A 17,269-nucleotide genomic window follows, 5' to 3' on the forward strand; every position below is an offset into this window, starting at 1 on the left:
CTAGGGGTTTCACTAGGGGTTTTCCGCGCGCCGCATGAAGACGTCTCCTTCATGCTCGAGCCATGCGCAGAACAGGCCAACGATGTCGTCGCCGCGCTTTTCGTCGGCGACATACGCGCAGTAGCTGCGCGACGGCAGCCGCGGCCCGGCGAACGGCGCGACCAGCCGGCCCGTGGCCAGATCGGCGGATACGAGCGCGGTTGGCCCCATCGCGACACCGATGCCGTCGACGGCCGCCTGCAAGGTCAGATAGAAGTGATCGAAAGTCAATGTGCCGGCCGGCCGCAAACCCGGAATTCCGGCGCTCGCCAGCCAGTCCGGCCACAGGCGCGGCAGGCTGGAAGTGTGCAGCAGGGTGTGCCGCGTCAGATCGTCCGGCGATCGCAGCGGCGCTTCGCGCAGCAGCGCGGGGCTGCACACGGGAAGCCTTTGCTCGGTCAGGAACGGCCGCATCGAATAGCCGTAGAACGTGTCCGGACCGCCGCGGATGATTACGTCGTAGCTTTCCTGCAGGCTTTCGAGCGGCAGGTTCGACGTTTCCACCTGGACTTCCACGTCGGCATGCGCGGCGCGGAATTCCGCCAGCCGCGGCACCAGCCAACGCAGGGTGAAGGTGGCGGGCGCGTTCACCAGCAGCGTGCGGCAGACGGTTTCCGGCACCCCGTATCGCGCGGTGGCGTACGAGAGCCGGTCGAACAGCGGGCCGATCTCCTTCAGATAAGCATGCGCCGCCGGCGTCAGTTTGACGCGCCGGTTATGACGCTCGAACAAGGGCGCGTCCAGCCAGTCTTCGAGCAGACGCACCTGCTGGCTCACCGCGCCGTGCGTCACGTGCAGTTCCGCAGCGGCTTCCTTGAAGCTGCCGAGCCGGCCGGCGGCCTCGAAAGCGCGCAATGCGTTGAGCGGGGGCAGTAGACGTTTCATTTGCGAATTTTTCTAACGCGAACCGGCAATTTATTTGGTTTGATGCGGCTACACAAGATAGATATTCTTCTTTGTCGCTGGCCTTCCGGCCGGCGCCTCGTCCTTCACCTCCCCAACATGCTCAGTTATACCGGCGGTATCGTCCTCCTTGCCGCCATGCTCCACGCCAGCTGGAACGCGATGCTGCATGGCAATCGCGACCGCTTCCTATCCATGACCTGGATGAGCGTCGCCATCGCGGCGGTCGCCACCTTCGTCGTTCTCTCCGTACCCGCCCCGCCGCGCGCCGCCTGGCCCTGCATCGCCGCATCGGGGCTTGTCCACTGCATCTACAACGTGAGCCTGGTGCGGTCATATCGGCGCGGCGACCTGGCGCTGGCGTATCCCATCGCGCGCGGCTCGTCGCCGCTGCTCGTCACGATCGGCGCGGCGATCTTCACGCACGAAACCATCGGCCCATTGCGCGCGGCGGGCATCGCGATGATCTCCGGCGGCATCGTCGCGATCGCGCTGGAAGGCCGCCGGGTGTCGCGGACGGGCGCGCTGGCGGCGCTGTTCACGGGGGCGACCATCGCCGTCTATACGGTGATCGATGGCATCGGCGTCCGCGCGTCCAATGGACAGGCGCTCGCCTATACCGCCTGGATGTTCCTGTTCTATTGGCTGATGCCCCTGCTGTTCGTGGCGGTGCGCGGCGTCGCGCCGTTGTGGCAGCCCCTGCGGGCGGAGCCCTTGTCCGTCATGACGTCGCTCGCCGGCGGACTGGTCTCGATCGCCGCCTACGGCATCGTTATCTGGGCGCTGCAATCGGACGCCATGGGCGCCGTGTCCGCGTTGCGCGAGACCAGCGTGGTCTTCGCGGTGCTGATCGGACGCATGTTCCTGCGCGAGACCGTCAGCGCGATGCGCTGGCTCGCATGCGTCGTCGTCGCGGCAGGCGCCGTTTGCCTGGGGCTGTGAAGCATCGCCGGCGAGCTTGCCGGTTTTTCCATGGAGAACATCGTCAATGAACAACGTATCGCAGGCGCCGGTGATTCTGATAACGGGCGGAAGCCGGGGCATGGGCGCGGCCACCGCGCGGCTGGCCGCCGGGCAGGGCTACGATGTCGCCTTCAGCTTCGTTTCCAACGAAACCGCCGCGCTCGCGGTCGCGTCCGAGATCCAAGCCTTGGGGCGCAGGGCCTTGCCGGTGCGCGCCGACAGCGCGGATCCGCAACAAGTCGCGCAGCTCTTCGCCGCGATCGATGAGACGTTCGGCCGCATCGACGTCCTGGTGAACAACGCCGCGATTCTCGCGCGGCAGTCCCGCCTGGAAGACCTGGCGTTCGAAAGAATGCAGCGCATCTTCGCCGTCAACGCCATCGGCCCGATTCTGTGCGCGCAGCAGGCCGCGAAGCGCATGGCCTATCGCCACAACGGACGCGGCGGCGTCGTGATTAACGTGTCGTCCGCGTCGGCGCGGCTCGGCAGCCCCAACGAATACGTGGACTACGCCGCATCGAAAGGCGCGGTTGAAACCTTCACCACCGGTTTCGCCAAGGAAGTCGCGCGGGATGGGATACGCGTCAATTGCGTGCGGCCCGGACACATCTACACCGACATGCACGCCAGCGGCGGCGAGCCGGGACGGGTGGATCGTGTCAAGGACACCATCCCGATGGGAAGAGGCGGCCAGCCGGAAGAGGTCGCGCGCGCCATCCTGTGGCTGGCGAGCGCCGAAGCTTCGTTCGTGACCGGCACCTTCCTGGACGTGACGGGCGGCAAGTAGAAGGCGGCGAGCAGAGACCTCGCTTCGCCAACCCGTCAGTCGTCGAGGCCCAGCAAGGCCGGAAGCTTCGCCATATCGGCGAACACGGCGATCGCGCCGCTGCCCAGCAGGGCTTCCGCCGGACTGTGGGCCGGCCCCCCGGGGCTATAGCCCAGCACCGTCGCGCCCGCCGCCACGCCTGCCGTCACGCCCGTTACACTGTCCTCGATCACGACACATGCGCCGGGCTCGGTCTTCAGCGCGGCCGCGGCAGCCAAATACACCTCTGGACTGGGCTTGGACTGCGCCATCTCATAGCCGCTGAACGTCCGGCCCTGGAAATAGGGCATCAGGCCGGTCTTGGTCAGCTGCAGTTCCAGTTTCACGCGATCCGCACCGGACGCGCAGGCAATGCGGCCATCCAGCCGCCGGTGCAGCAGTTCGACGGTCTCCAGCACATTGGGAATGGCCTGCACCTGCTTGCTCAGCGCCTCGTTGCGACGGCGCCAGAATTCCGACAGCCACTCCGGCCCGACGGCCCGCCCGGATGCTTCGCTGATCCAGGCCAACTCGTCTTTCATCGTCTTGCCGACGAAGCGGCGCAGCACCGCTTCATGCGTCATCACCACGCCCAGCTCCTGCAGCATGTCGCGCAGAACGCCGGTGGAGATGTGCTCGCTGTCCACAAGCACGCCGTCGCAATCGAAGATCACTGCCTGGAATTTCAAGCGTCCCCCAACTTGTCGGAATGCGGCGGCTCGATGCCGGCCGCGATGGATATCGATGTTACCTGCTTCGGCTGTTGTGCTGATTCCGTGGTGCTGATTCTGTTGTGCCGATCTCGTTGCAGATCTGTTGTGCAGATCCTGTTGTGCCGATCCTGGTGCTGATCCCGTTGCTGATCCCGTTGCCGATCCCGTTGGCGATCCTGTTATGCCGATCCGTTTCGCAGGCGACGCGTATCGCCTTGCATTGCCGTGATCGCGCGCGCCGCTACTTCAACTACCCAGGTGGGACAGCACGTTGAGCACCTTGCCGGCTGGATCGCGCACGTAAAAGCGCCGCACGCCCCAGGGCTCGTCGGTCAAGCCGTAGACGATCTCCGCGCCATGCGAGACGGCCCGCTGATGGACCTGATCGACGTCGCTGACCTCGATGGAGATGTCGGGTACCGGCGTGCCCGAACCGCCTTCCGTCGCCATGCTGATCTGCGCGGCAGCCGTGGTGCCGGAGGACAGTGTGACGATCCACCCGTGGTCCATGACGACGTCCATATCGAACAGATCGTCGTAAAAGCGCTTCGTCTCTTCGAGAGAAACGGAGGCGATATTCGGCACGATGCGCAGCACCGTCATCTTTGTCTCCTTGAATATGACCGTTGTCAGGCTCGATGCCGCGAAGATTCGCGGCATCGTCTGCGCCGCAATTCTATTCTTCAGGCGGGGAGGGCCGCTCGCTCAGCAGAGCCGCGCATGCGGCTGCGAGATCGTCGAAATGATGCAGCAGGATGTCCGGAGCCAGTTCGGCAGCCGGGATTTCGCTGTAGCCGAAGTCGACCAGTATCAAGGGCGTGCCTGCGGCCCTGGCCGCGCCGGCGTCGGTGTCCGCATCGCCCACCATCACCGTGCGGCGCACATCGCCCCCCACCGCTTCCACTGCTTCGATAAGGTGAGCCGGATGCGGTTTGGCCGCGGTGACGGCATCTATGCCGACCACTCCATCGAACAGATCGGCCATGCCGAGCTGGGTTAATAAGCTGCGCGACAAGTCCGTGGGTTTGTTGGTGCAGACGACCAGCTTGGCGCCCGCCTTTCTTATTGTTTTCAGGGCGTCGATCACGCCGGGGAAGGGCAGGGTTTCATCAGCGATATGCTCGGTGTAGTGGCTGATAAAACGGCCGAAAAGCGCCGCTGTCCGACCGGCGGGATCTTGCTCGCCGGCATTTTCAAGGCCCAATTGAAGCAACCATCGCGCGCCGCGGCTGATATAGGGGCGGCCTTCTTCGTAGGTCAGGGGTTTCAGGTTTTCCGCGAGCAGGACTGCGTTCACCGCCGCGATGAGATCAGGCGCGGATTCAACCAGAGTGCCGTCGAGATCGAAGGCGATGGTTGCGTTGTTCAGGGTGGTGAGGTTAATCACGGTGACGGGATGTGCTTGGGATCGCTTGGTGGGGTAGACAAGTAGTTGCCGGAGCGTGGTTGTAGTGTGGGCGGGGCAATGAGGGCCTGAAGTTCTAGGAGCGCAAATTCATCGGCTGCTTTTGGCTCTGGCCCAGAGCGGAAGCTCCGATGTGCGCCTATGGACCGCTCTTACCAGGCCCGGTGCAGTGAAAGGTCGACGGGAAACCAACGATACCGATGTCGAAGTACCTTTTGTCGAAACACGGCACTGCTGAATCAGCTTGACGCCGACGCACATTCGGAAGCTGGCGGCAGCGCAGCCAGCGCCTCCTGCGTGAAGATTGCGCTCCGCGGCAGGATCCCGCTCGCCACGACGTTTTCTACGGTGGCCGCCGGGTCGGCAACAAAGAATGCCAGCACCAGCCCCCGCTTGGCACGGGTACAGCAAACGTACAGCAATCTCAGTGTTCGGCTCCAGGTGTTCTCATCACCGTCCTGTGCTCGTGCACGATCTGCCGCACGGGCGTCAGCGCTCGCGAAGACCCGCTCATAGTTGTACGTGCGGTAGTCGCTCTCCTCCTCGTCCATCACCACAACGACGCGGTCGAACTGAGCGCCCTTTACTCCATGCTGCGTGGCATAGGGAGAACCTTCAGAGACATATCGTTCGTATGGCCGAAGCTCTTGTGCGGCGCACTGGAAGAATTTGAGCATTGCGGCGTCCGAGGATTGCCCTTCGGCAGGAGCGACGTCAGCCGCTTCAGCCTCTTGAGCAACGTCGCCAATGTCTCCGACGAACCCTAGTACTCGCTCATAGCGCTCGTCGAACTCAAATAAACCGGAGTCGCGGAGATGGATGGCTATGTCGCCAACAGTGGTGTCCGCCTTGTCCAGCATGGCGACGAGCTTCAAAACGGCTGCGTGGAGCTCACGCAGTACGCTCGCGGCACGGCGGCCTGCTAAGGCGGCGGGCGCCAGGCGTGGGCTGAACTCCCGGAGCAGGTTCATCACTGCGAACTCGTTGCCCGCGTTCATCGCCGCAACGATCGGCAGCGTGAAACTTAGGAAGGGTCGGACTGGCCAGCCAGTACCGTCCTGCATCCCCTGCTTCATGGCGTCCGACGTCTTGTCGTTCAGCGCCGAGTAGATGCCGCCGAATCCGAGCCGATTTGCGGCCATGCGATGCACGATGACAAGAATTTTTACCGCAAGGTCCGGGATAGTCCAACGTTCGTCGTTGTTCGCTGCCGCGCTCCATGCTCGAACCCTTGCCAGGGCCTCGGTTCGGTTCAATGTGTTCGGTAGGACAAACATCCGAGCCGAGCCCTCCACGAGCTTGAGCTCACCGTCGACCCTCTCGTGCAGCCCGCGAATTTGCTCCATGCCGTCGCCCTGCGCACGCACGGCGTTGGCGACGTCTAGGATTTGCTTGGCGCAGCGAAAGTTCTCCGGCTTCGTGATGGATCGCCAATGGTCTTCGAGGTGGATGTCCCCCACCCCTCTCATGAAGATCGACTGCATCGGGTCGCCAAAAAAACCAAGACAGAACTTACCCCGCATTTGGGTTTCAACTTCCTTGAAGGACTTAACCACGCCTGCGAACGTGTCCTGACTCTCGTCAATGAACACGAACGGATAGTTCAGCGCTACGACCCGTCGGAACAGGGGGCGGTTTTGTAGCAGGAAGTCAGCGAGCTGGAGGATGTCCTCGTGACCAAGGATGCCTTTTGCGTAGTCACTGCCTTTGCCATAAGTGAACGTTCTGACGTGGTCGAGAGCCTCCAGATTTTTGGCGTGGCGCTCCTGATCGGCCTTGTTCCTGTCGCGCGTATTTTGCTGAACACGCGAACCGTAGTTCATGAACTCTTTTTCCAGTTTGGAGATCCGCCTGCGAATGTCGTTCTGCAGCCAGATTTTGATGTCGGCTTGAAATGTCTTGGTAATGCCCCAGTAGAAGCTGTGAATCGTCGAAACATGAACCAGCGGATTGGCGTTGACGTCCGCCAAAATTTCATTGGCCGCGAGATCCGTATAGGTGATGCAGGCGACCCTCTGCTTCCTCGCCCGCATGCTGGCGCCGTGCACCAAAATCACCCAGTCCAGCGCCTTGATAAGGGAGGTGGTCTTCCCGGAACCTGCGCCGGCACGAACCACAAAGGGCTGCGGGGGAGTTGCGGTAATGCACGCGTAGATCTCGCGATCCGCATCTGTGTCCGGGCTATCGACTCGCCTACTCATCACGTCCGCTCCGCGCCAGCAATGACCGCAATAGCAGCGGGCGCAGTTGGCTCAATCGTCGAGAGCCCGGTGGCGATGGCTGCGTCCGCCTCAACTTCGTGGGCCACTTTCGCTTCTAGCCAAGCCAACCCTTCGGCGATGTACGTGGGAACCTTCCATCCATTGACCGGCCCACTTGCGAGGACCTCTAGAGCGAAGCGGGTCTTGTCAAAGTTCTTGCCGATCACCCTATCATGCAACTTTTTAGCCAGTTCCTCGGGGCTACCGGGCGCGCGTCTCAGCTTGAGACCGATCGCTCGATTGGCCTCAGCTTGGCACCAGTCGGCATTCTCAATGCCAAAGGCCTCCTCAAAAGTGCGGCCGCATAGCTGCGCGGTCGCCGAACCGACTGTCACGGAGACTTTTGTTTGATATGCGACTCGGACTGCTGCGCCGGAGCCTTCGGCTAGCGACAGCGTCTTCTGCTCCGGCGTAACTTCCCAGAGTTCGGCCACCGAGCGCTTCTTTGGAATCCAGCTGATGAGCGTTTGGTTGGAAGTGACGGCCCCTTCCACGTGCGCATGGCATGTGCTGCCGCGTTTCTTGGACTTCTTCCTGCCGCTTGGTTGTGTCGCGTCGTCTTCTTCGAGTTCGAAGGGCTTTAGCTCGTCATCTTCGTCATCATCGTCCAGAACGCCGCCAGCACTGGCCGCTTGCGAGGCGGCCTTCTCGTCATCCGACTTGACCGTCACACTGTCAAGGTCCGTAATGACGAGCGTCGTCAGGCCGATGAAGCTGATGAGGTCTTGGAAGCGATGGGCAAACGCTCCACCAACTTCAAGAATGGTCAGGGCGGATGAACGAAGGCGCCTAGCAGCCGACTCGATCATAGCTGGCAGGAGCAGGCGCTCGACGTTGCCCTCTACCAAAATGACCGCGTCCGAAAAAAAGAGGTCGCAATGAGTCAGCTTCAGATATCGCTGAAGGAACTCACGCGCGGAAGCGTCGGCCTCGCCGATCTTGAAGCGGGACAGATTCCGCACGTCCGTGTGATGGTCTAGTTGGTCGCTGACGCGGCGGAAGTACCGGATGGGAGAAAATCCGCGCTCATAGAGGATGTGCGGGGAATGGGTAGTGATGACGAGCTGCGTGTGAAAAAACGTCGCGTGGTCATTGGTATCTTCAAGAAGGCGCAGAACGTTCCTGATAAATACCTGCTGGATCTGCGCATGCAGATGAGCCTCAGGCTCTTCAATGAAGACCAAATGCAGCGGCGGCCGCTTGTCTTCCTCAGCTTTCCACTGCTCGTGTAGATCGAGCAGTTCCACCACCATGTAGACCAGGTTCTTGAACCCCAGGCCGTTGTAGCTGTCGGGCAGTTGAGCGGTGGCTGCGCCCGGAATCACGTAGTGGACCTTGGCGTCTTGCCCCAGGACGGTCGTTGGGTCCAAAGCCGCCCGAATGACGATTTCGGGATTGTTCACACCTGGATAGCCGAGCTTGGCAAGGCGCTTGAGGGTTTCACTGAAGACCTCCTCTAGGTGGAAGTTCAGTTCTTTCTCAGAGGTATCAAGTGCTTTGAGAGCCGCGTGGTCGTCGCCACGCTTCTCCAGGTTGCGGTGGTAGAAGCGGCTGAGGCGTCGCGAAAGGCTTTCGGCGCGATCAGAGCTCGCAGCATCCGGGTCATCGAGGTGCCGCTGCGCGCGCAAGAAGTCCACCCTCACCAGCGACTTGAGAATGGTCGCGCCACCCGGCTCCTTGCCTAGCGGCTGCGGCTCGTAGTCGGCCGCCGCCTGATAGTTGACAAAGACCCTCTCATCGAGCACGTAGTAGCGGAAGGTATATTCCTTGCTCAGTTCCTTGGTGAGGTACTTCGTCAAGCTTTGTGGCCAGGGTTTGTACTCGTCAGCGTCGGCTCCGGTTTCCACCTCGGCAGCAGGTTCACTGGTTGCTTTGCGCTGTGCCGCTAGCGCAATCGCCGCGCTGTTGGCCTTCTCATGCAGGTCATGGAACCGTTGGACGAGTTCGTAGGCATCGCGAGGCTCAAATGCCACACGGATCCCCACGCACTTTCCATCCCACTCAGTGCTCGGAAGCAGCGACATCGCGGTAGCGAGGTCATCTTCGCCTACACGGAACCAGAGATCCAAGAGGATGGACGGCAATCTCTTGGGCGCATTCTCATCCCCTGGATCCGATTTTCCGATGGCATCGATTTCGGCCCATAGCGCTGCGCTGAAGTCAAAGAGCTCAAACTTCTTCGTATCGCCCCGGAGCATGGAATACAGCCCTTGGACTGCGGACGTCTTCCCGCTGTTGTTGGCGCCGACGAAGATAGAAATTTCGTTATCGAGTTCGATGACAACGTCGCGCAATCGGCGGTAGTTCTGCAGCCGATAAGCCTGTAGCTTCATGGTGACCTACCTTAAGGATGGGCGGGAGGCTTGGTGTTGGGCGCGGGGCTGGCAGCACTCCTCACTGCGTTCGCACTCGCCTCGTTGCTGTATTCGATGGTATTTTGCTACAAACTGGTACATCTTGCAGCCTAACCAGATTGTGTAGGCACGCGTGCGGATTCGCCGACAACTATGGAATCCGCACGACTTCAACGGCTCAAGGACCCTGGCGAAGCAGGCGATACGGAATAACCCGGCAGCGAAGCGCCAGTTTTCGCAGTCCAGGCATCGGCAAGGCGCTGTGGGCATACCCCTCCTGTACCGCAAGGTATTTGGTTAGCGGCTGCTTTGCAAAGCTTGGGGCTACGCATCGATGGCATCGCCAGTCTGCCAAGCCTCCGGCGCTCGGAAACAGCTCAGACATGCCCTGCTAAAGGCGGGCAGCGACATCCGGACCGTGCCTCATCTCCTGGTCACGCGAATGTGGAGTACGACCACATCCGCACGCGCGTGTTGTGGATGTAGCGCGGGGCAGAACTTAACGCCTTGAACTTGCTAACTCGCACAGAGGTGCCAAATCGGTCGTTCGTGAAGTTTCTTTATCCAGCCTTCGACGGAAATTCACGTTAATCGAGCGAATATCCGCGTCTGGTCGGACGCGGACGTCGCCCTGGCCCCGGCGACGTCCATTTCGATGGAAGGGTTGGACGGCATAGCTACGGCCTAGCCTTTTCCCCTGCTTTGATCTGTGACGGATATTCTCGGTAGCCTGCTGCCAGCTTCTTGAGATTAAGACGTTCTTCAGCAGTCGTGGAGCATTTGGGGATAGAGATACAACGGCGAGTTCTGCGGATCTAGGCGGTTGTTCCCCTTCACCGTGATCCATTTCCGAACGCTGAAACACGCCTTATGCCCTCAACAGGAAAGCAGGGCGAAGCCGCATGGTGAAAATTGCGGGCTGTGTGCCCGCCCTTGACGAAAGTGTCCAGGGGAAAGTGTTTTTCTTTTTCTCCCTAAAAAACAAAGTCGCGAGTGAACATCCGCGCCCATTCAGATGGGCCGGATGCGCTCACGAGAAGGGATTCAATACTCGGCTTCCAGTACCTACGAAATCATCAATGTTCCGGGACACCACGGTAAGGTCGTGGATCAGCGCCGTCGCCGCGATGAGCTTGTCCAGGGCGTGTTCCGGACGCGGCACTCGGAGACGCCCCCATACCTCGGCGATCTCGGCGCCGATTGGCAAGATGTTGGACCCGTATTCACGCAGAACGATTTGAAGCCAAGCTTCCAATGACTTCGCCTGCGCGATATCGCCACGATGGCGAATCAGTGTGACGCTTCTGCGCAGCTCTCCCACTGTTACGGCGGAAAGGTATACCTCTCGGTCCTCGGCCACCGCATTGCGGAAGAATTGAATTACACCGGCATTGGCGCGACTTCCCTTCCTCACCTCGCTAATGACGTTCGTATCAACCAAGTACACCGGGGCCCTCTGCAGCGTCGTTTACGCGCTGGAAGTCGGCGTCCTTACCAACATCCGGAATGCTCATCAGTACTTCGGCAAGGCTTTTTCGGATCGGCCGTCGGAGCGCGCGGGCAAGGATCTCGCGGTGTTCCGCTTCCGCGCTCCGGCCGTGTGCGGCCGCCACCTCGCGTAAGGTTTGGACAAGAGCTTCATCCACTCCCCGGACCAATAGACTGGCCATGGCGATCTCCCGTTTGGCAATGATATCAATGATATCATGCCCGTTCTTTGCCCGTCCTTCGCCCGTCTTTGGCGCGTCGCTCCCTTCCCGCGGCTGTACAAGCGCGGGCACGAAAGGCATGACCATTCAATCGTCAACGCGCGGATTTATCCTTGCGCAGCATGATTCGATCTGCGAAATGATTCCGCGATCCTTGGAATAAAGGCGTTTGAATGCCGGGCGCGAAGGCTTTACCGCAACATACCCACAGCCAAATCCACAAACGCCCGGACCTTCGCGGGCGCTTGCCGCCCTTCGGTATAAAGCACATGAATCGGCAGCGGCGGCTCTTCATATTCCTCCAGCACAGTCTGGAGCTTTCCCTCACGCAGCGCCGGTTCGATCTGGTAGTGAAGCACCCGCGTCAGTGCCAATCCAGCGATCGCAGTGGCAATCGCCGCTTCATTTGTATTGGACTGCAGCCAGTTCTGAATCGTCACTCGCTGATCACGGGCGAACCGCCATTCGGGCGATACCCACGCCCCGGTCGATGCGGCGATGCGGTGGTTCCTGAGGTCCGCAGGCAGCAGGCGTTTTCGGAACACCGTGCTGCTGAAAATACGCCGGCGACCCGCATACCACCCGTCGCACGGTGCCCACCTGAACCGCCGAAAAGCCTGAATCCTGCAGGCGTCCGATGCGCACGGCAACGTCAATGCCTTCGTCTATCAAATTCACTTGCCGGTCCACGAACAGCACGCGCCCATTAACGGCCGGATAGCGTTTGAGGTATTCGTGCATGATCGGCAAGACGTACATCTGGCCGAAGAGGACCGATGCCGTGACGGATAGCGTGCCGGACGGGGCGGCATAGGAACCGGCTGCCGCGGCTTCGGCTTCTGCGATGTCCGCCAAAATGCGCTTGCAGTCCTGCAGGTAGCGCTTGCCGGGTTCGGTCAGTTTGACCGAGCGGGTGGTGCGGATAAAAAGGCGGGCGCCGATGATGTCTTCCAGCGCCGCGATGCTTCGCGTGACGGCGGAGGCACTCATATGAAGCTGGCGGCCGGCGGCCGCGAAGCTTTCGGTGTCCGCGACCTTGACGAATATCCGCATTGCCTGCCAGCGATCCACCTTGACGCTCCCCTGGTTGTATCGGGCCCCTATATTACGATCCGGCTGGGCGCGATGGCCGGCGGCTCAAAGAAGCGATCTGGAGACCCGGCCGAGACCGCCGGTCTAAAAACCGAAATGACTCAACCCGGGATGATCGTCGGGCCGGCGTCCCAGCGGCCAATGGAATTTCCGGTCCGCCTCGGCGATGGGGTGCTCATTGATACTGGAATGCCGCACGCGCACCACGCCGTTTTCGGCAAGACGGACTTTCTCGATGGCGGTCTGTTGGGTGAAGGCCGGCAGAGGCGGACGGGACATTGGGGTCTCCTGGACTTGGAACAGCGATGGATGGGTCAGCCGAAGATACCGCCATGGCGGACCTTAGAGCGCGAGATGGATGGGCGTTTCCTCGCCCGTATCTTGCCGTGCCGGCACGGCGCAGCAAATCAGCACTTCGTCGTCGGCCACATCGGCCGTCGGCATCCTGACGTAGGCGACGGATCCTTTGAGCAGCTTGGTGCGGCACGTTCCGCAACTTCCCGTACGGCAACCGAATTCCGGCTGAAGGCCGCGCGCTTCGGCAAGTTCCAGCAGGGTGCCGGCCCGCGGCGTCCAGCGCGCTTCCTTCAGCGAGCGCAGGAAGGCGACTGGCACCGGGGTGGTGGCAGCCGGCCGCGGGGGTGGGGCGGCGAGGCCGGTGTCCGCCGTACGCGCCAGGGAAGAGGGGCCGAACGATTCGGCATGGATGCGCCCATCGGCGACGCCGTAGCTTCTCAGGCCGTCGTACAGCGCCTGGGAGAAAGCGGGTGGTCCGCACAGATAGAAGTCGTAGTCGTTGAACGACAGGAAGCGGGTCAACAGCGTCATATCGATGCGGCCCGCGGCATCGTAGTCCCGGCCTTCTTCGGCGCCCGTGGTGTCGCTGAGTACGCGCACGATCCGGACCGCGCCCTTCGCCGCCGCCACAAGTTCCGACAGCTCGGCGTCGAACGCGCGGTCGGCCTTGCTGCGTGCGGCTTGGAACAGGATGGCGGGCCGCACGCGGTGTTTGCGCAGTCCCTCATAAACAATGTGTCGCAGCATAGCGAGCATTGGGGTGATGCCGACGCCGCCGGCCAGCAGCACCGCCGGGCGGTTCTGGCGCGCGTCGATGGTGAACGTGCCGGCCGGCGCCCGTGCTTCGATGACGTCGCCGGCCCGGACATGGTCGTGCAGGTGCCGCGATACCGCGCCGTCGCGCTTCACGCTGATGCGATAGATGTGGTCCGAAGGAGCGACCGAGAGTGTGTAGGTGCGTACGGCCGGCGTGGCGGCGCCCGGCAGGGTGACGCGTATCGGCAAGTGTTGGCCGGCCTGATGGGGCAGCACCCCGAGTCCATCGGCCGGCTCCAGGTGAAACGATCGGATGGACCGGCTTTCGTCGACGATCCGGGCGACGGTGAAAGGCCGCCATTGCGCGGCCAGCTCGCTGGCGCGCAAGCGCTCCGCGGCTTGCCGCCAGTCTCCGGTCATCAGTGAATTCGGTGACCAGCCGTCCTGCTGGAATGTCCAGCGCAGCGCCAGCGCGCCACGGCGGCGCACGATGCGGCGCGGACGAAACGTCCAGAGCCGCTCGGCCCCCTGAAAGGCTGCGATTTCAGGCGAGTCCAGGATGACTTCGGCGTCGCCGGTCATTTGCAGGACGTCGCCGCGTTCGTAGTCCACAAAGAGAAGGCCCGCCTTGCCATTGAGGACGATGTTGCCCAGCGTGGCGAAGAACAGATTGCCGTCGAAGTCCGGGACAGTGAGCACGCCGTCGTCGGCGACGCGCACGAATCCGGCCTTGCCGCCTCGGTGCGACACATCGACCTGGCGTCGATCCTCGCGGTCGGCATACGAGGCGACGAAGAATGCGTCGGCCGCCGCTATCGCCGCGCGCGCATCGGCGTCCAGCTCGGCCAGGTCCTCGCGTGGCGCGGCAAAGGCTTCGCCTGGATCGCGCGCGAAGGCGAAGTCGCGCAGCTGGATGTACCTCGGGCAGTTGCCGAAGCTTTGGTCCACCTGGACACGCAGGCCGTCCGTGACCCTTGCGATGATGCCGTTCATGCGGTTGCGGCGGCGCGTGTGCATTTCGATGCCGAGCAGACCGATGGGCGCCCCGGCGCCCAGGCCTTCGCCCGCGGGATCGCCGCTATCTGCCCGAGCCGAAATGTCCAGGATCGTCGGCGTGGGCGACGTCATGAATCCGGGCCGGCCCGCGAGGGTCGTGGCCCATGCGTCGCCGGCGGCATCGACGCTGCCCAGCACGATGAACGGCAACTGCGCATAGAAGTCGCGGTGCTGGTCCGGCATGTAGTCGCGCACCACGCGCTTGCCGACCACGGCCATGCGCTCGGCGACGCCCAGCTTTTCCTGTATGAAGATCTCGCCGGCGTGCCACGTCGGCAGCTTGGACGGTTTCTGTGCCATGTCGGTGTCTTGGGCGGTTGGGATGCGCGGGCGCGGCCGGCTTCGGCGCCGCGTGCGGCTTCAGGCGGCGAGCCCCGCCGGCGTCTTTGCGAACGGCACGAAGCCGGGCAGCGCTTCCATCCGGCGCAGGAACCCGTTGACCCCCGGATAGCTGGCCAGGTCGACATTGCCTTCGGGCGCGCGCGCGACGTAGCTGTAGATCGCCACATCGGCGATGGTCGGCGCGGGCCCTGCCAGCCAATCGCGATCGCTCAGGTGGTTTTCCAGTTTGGCGAGAATCGCGTGCGCCCGTGCGATGACCTCGTCGGGATTGAATTTGGCGCCGAACACCGTGACCAGCCGCGCTGCCGCCGGCCCGTACGCCACTTCGCCCGCCGCGACCGACAGCCAGCGTTGCACGGCCGCCGCGCCTTGCGGGTCTTCCGGCAACCAGTCGGTGCGGCCGGCTTTCTTCGCCAGGTAGACCAGGATGGCGTTGGAATCGGCGATCACGACGCCGTTGTCGTCCAGCACGGGTACTTGGCCGAAGGGATTGAGCTTGAGAAATTCCGGGGTTTTGTGTGCGCCGGCCTGCAAGTCGACCTCGACGAGTTCGTGCGGCAGGCCGAGCAGCGAGACGAAAAGGCGTGCGCGGTGCGCGTGTCCGGAAAGCGGGTGGTGGTAGAGCTTCATCGCGTATCTCCGAGAGGGACGGGCGGAGTGCCGTGCCGTTCTCGAAGATTAATTGCGGCTCTCGATAAGGAGAATCCGTTGAATGGGCACTTCAAAATTGCGGTCAACGCAATAATGCGGGGCCGTGCCGGCTGCCGGCGGTCGCGGCCTACCGCCACACTCACCCGTTTCGCCGCACTCGCGCCCGTGGCCCAGCCAGAACGCAGCACCGCCCAGACGGCCTACAGCAGATTCGCCCCGGACAGCGCCGGGGTTTGCGCAATGCGCTCCGTGATGGCGCGGCAGGCCTCGAGCAAGGGCGCGACATACGCTTTTTCGGGATCCGGTTTTTGCCGGAAGCGCAGCGTGCTGACGCTGATCGCCGCCACCGGCACGCCATCGCGTCCGAAGATCGGCGCGCCAAAGCAATAGATGCCGGCTTCGTTTTCCTCGGCATCGACGGCCCAGCCGCGGCGGCGGGCTTCCCCAAGCTGACGCCGCAGCGCCGCGACGTTTGCCGGCGTATTGGGCGTGTATTGCGCGAAGGGCTGCGGCAGCGCGTCCAGCGCGGCCTTCTGCGCGTCGTCGGGCAGCATGGCCAGGTAGGCCTTGCCGACGGCGGTGGAGTACATGGAGACGTTGGTGCCGATGCGGGAATTCATCTGCACGGCGCTGGGGCTTTCCAGCTTTTCGATATAGACCATGTGCGTGCCGTTCGGCACGGCCAGATGCACCGTCTCCCCGGTGACATCGCGCAGATGCTTAAGGTCCTCCACTGCGGCCAGCCGGATCTCCGACCGCCCCCAGCTGCGGCTCGCCAGCTGGATCAAACGCGGTCCCAGGGTTAGCATGCCGGTCTGCGTATGCTCGGCCAGCAACCGCTCCGCCGTCAGCGCCGCCACGATGCGATACACCGTGGCGCGCGGATATCCGCTGACCTTGCTCAGTTCGGCAACCGTCATCGGCTGCGGCGTGTCCGCCACGAGCTGCAGCAGATGCATGAACTTCGAAAAAGCCGCCGTGCCCGCAACCTGGGCGGCGGGAGGCGTGGCAACAGAGCGATTGGCTGACATGACGATCAAAAAACCGCGGCCGAGCCGGCCGCTATGAATGGATTCAGGCGCCTAGAGTATTCCACGCCGCCCAAGGAGACGCCCCATCGGGGCGCCGCGGATCCGGCTCCGCCGGTCCGCAGGCGCGCCCCCTTGAGGGGGAAGCGCGCCAGCGCTTCGGGGGTGGACCATCACCCAATCAAATATCCGCCATCCACCGGCAGGATCACGCCCGTCATAAACCCCGCCGCCGGCGTGCATAGAAACGCCACGGCATCCGCCACATCCGCCGGCGTGCCCCATCGCCCCAGCGGCGTACGCGACAGGATCGGCCCCGAGCGGGCGGGGTCATCCTGCAGCGCCTGCGTCAGCGGCGTGGCGATCCATCCTGGCGCGACGGCGTTGACGCGGATGCCGTCGGCGGCATAGGCGAGCGCCAGCGACTTGGTCAATTGCGCCACGCCGCCTTTGCTGGCCGCATAGCCTGGCACCAGCGAACCGCCGAAGAAGCTCAACATCGACGCGGTGTTCACGATGCAGCCGCGCCGGCGCGCCAGGCGTTCGCGCGCCGCGCTGCAGACGCGCATCGTGCCCGTCAGGTTGACGGCCAGCACCTGCTCGAACACCGCGGGGTCATGCTCGGCCCCGCGCCGGATGATGCCGGCGCAGTTGACCACGATATCCAGTTCGTCCAGTCCGCTGAACATGGCTTCGACATCGGCGGCATGGCTGACGTCGCCGATACGCACCTCGATGTCGCGGTTCAGGTCCGTGGCGTCCGAACGCAGGCCGGTGGCGATGGTGCGCGCGCCCAGCGACGCCAGGCGGTTCGCGACCGCCGCGCCGATGCCCTGCGTGGCGCCGGTGACCAGTGCGGTCTTGCCGGCGAATAGATCGGTTTGATACGTCATCG

14 protein-coding genes and 2 pseudogenes are annotated in these 17,269 nt (G+C 62.9%); 2 read left to right on the forward strand and 14 right to left on the reverse strand.

Annotated elements, in window-relative coordinates; all coding sequences use genetic code 11:
• Window positions 1-12: 12 nt before the first annotated feature.
• The gene (gcvA, locus tag CAL13_RS03035) at window positions 13-924 is read right to left on the reverse strand and encodes a transcriptional regulator GcvA (protein ID WP_086071469.1); all 912 of its coding nucleotides are present in this window, start codon (window positions 922-924) and stop codon (window positions 13-15) included.
• A gap of 117 nt (window positions 925-1,041) precedes the next feature.
• Between gcvA and CAL13_RS03040 the strand changes: the two genes are divergently transcribed.
• Window positions 1,042-1,884, forward strand: a complete 843-nt coding sequence (locus CAL13_RS03040) for a DMT family transporter (RefSeq protein WP_086071470.1) — start codon at window positions 1,042-1,044, stop codon at window positions 1,882-1,884.
• A gap of 46 nt (window positions 1,885-1,930) precedes the next feature.
• Window positions 1,931-2,692 carry an SDR family oxidoreductase gene (locus CAL13_RS03045; RefSeq protein ID WP_086071471.1) on the forward strand — a complete coding sequence of 254 codons (762 nt, stop codon included), beginning with the start codon at window positions 1,931-1,933 and terminating at the stop codon, window positions 2,690-2,692.
• A 35-nt stretch (window positions 2,693-2,727) separates the two neighbouring features.
• Here CAL13_RS03045 and CAL13_RS03050 read toward each other — a convergent pair whose 3' ends face one another.
• The 13 genes and pseudogenes from CAL13_RS03050 to CAL13_RS03110 form a co-directional block, all read right to left on the reverse strand.
• Window positions 2,728-3,399, reverse strand: a complete 672-nt coding sequence (locus CAL13_RS03050; protein WP_086056072.1) for an HAD family hydrolase — start codon at window positions 3,397-3,399, stop codon at window positions 2,728-2,730.
• Window positions 3,400-3,669: 270 nt separating this feature from the next.
• Window positions 3,670-4,026, reverse strand: a complete 357-nt coding sequence (locus CAL13_RS03055) for a VOC family protein (RefSeq protein WP_086071472.1) — start codon at window positions 4,024-4,026, stop codon at window positions 3,670-3,672.
• Window positions 4,027-4,099: 73 nt separating this feature from the next.
• Window positions 4,100-4,810 carry a phosphoglycolate phosphatase gene (gene gph / locus CAL13_RS03060; RefSeq protein ID WP_086071473.1) on the reverse strand — a complete coding sequence of 237 codons (711 nt, stop codon included), beginning with the start codon at window positions 4,808-4,810 and terminating at the stop codon, window positions 4,100-4,102.
• Between the two features lie 257 nt (window positions 4,811-5,067).
• A complete protein-coding gene (locus tag CAL13_RS03065) occupies window positions 5,068-7,029 on the reverse strand; it encodes a UvrD-helicase domain-containing protein (RefSeq protein ID WP_086071474.1) in 1,962 nt (653 codons plus the stop codon).
• The gene (locus CAL13_RS03070; protein WP_086071475.1) at window positions 7,029-9,422 is read right to left on the reverse strand and encodes an AAA family ATPase; all 2,394 of its coding nucleotides are present in this window, start codon (window positions 9,420-9,422) and stop codon (window positions 7,029-7,031) included. The genes CAL13_RS03065 and CAL13_RS03070 overlap by 1 nt, the downstream gene beginning before the upstream one ends.
• A 1,051-nt stretch (window positions 9,423-10,473) precedes the next feature.
• Window positions 10,474-10,890, reverse strand: coding sequence for a type II toxin-antitoxin system VapC family toxin (locus CAL13_RS03075; protein WP_086071476.1), 417 nt, complete (start codon window positions 10,888-10,890; stop codon window positions 10,474-10,476).
• Complete coding sequence (locus CAL13_RS03080) at window positions 10,877-11,113, reverse strand: FitA-like ribbon-helix-helix domain-containing protein (RefSeq protein WP_086073489.1); 237 nt, start codon at window positions 11,111-11,113, stop codon at window positions 10,877-10,879. Before CAL13_RS03080 ends, CAL13_RS03075 begins: the two co-directional genes overlap by 14 nt.
• Window positions 11,114-11,343: 230 nt before the next feature.
• Window positions 11,344-12,223 (reverse strand): annotated as a pseudogene (locus CAL13_RS03085) (LysR family transcriptional regulator).
• Between the two features lie 105 nt (window positions 12,224-12,328).
• Window positions 12,329-12,460: pseudogene (locus CAL13_RS03090) on the reverse strand (DUF1348 domain-containing protein); the annotation flags it as partial.
• Between the two features lie 126 nt (window positions 12,461-12,586).
• Window positions 12,587-14,653 carry a 2Fe-2S iron-sulfur cluster-binding protein gene (locus CAL13_RS03095; RefSeq protein ID WP_086071478.1) on the reverse strand — a complete coding sequence of 689 codons (2,067 nt, stop codon included), beginning with the start codon at window positions 14,651-14,653 and terminating at the stop codon, window positions 12,587-12,589.
• 60 nt (window positions 14,654-14,713) lie between these two features.
• Complete coding sequence (locus CAL13_RS03100) at window positions 14,714-15,325, reverse strand: glutathione S-transferase family protein (protein ID WP_086071479.1); 612 nt, start codon at window positions 15,323-15,325, stop codon at window positions 14,714-14,716.
• Between the two features lie 221 nt (window positions 15,326-15,546).
• Window positions 15,547-16,377 carry an IclR family transcriptional regulator gene (locus CAL13_RS03105; protein WP_086056081.1) on the reverse strand — a complete coding sequence of 277 codons (831 nt, stop codon included), beginning with the start codon at window positions 16,375-16,377 and terminating at the stop codon, window positions 15,547-15,549.
• Between the two features lie 170 nt (window positions 16,378-16,547).
• Window positions 16,548-17,267 (reverse strand): SDR family NAD(P)-dependent oxidoreductase, encoded by a 720-nt coding sequence (locus CAL13_RS03110; protein ID WP_086071480.1) that lies wholly within the window; start codon window positions 17,265-17,267, stop codon window positions 16,548-16,550.
• Window positions 17,268-17,269: the final 2 nt, after the last annotated feature.

Source organism: Bordetella genomosp. 9, from assembly GCF_002119725.1.
GTDB lineage: Bacteria > Pseudomonadota > Gammaproteobacteria > Burkholderiales > Burkholderiaceae_B > Bordetella_C.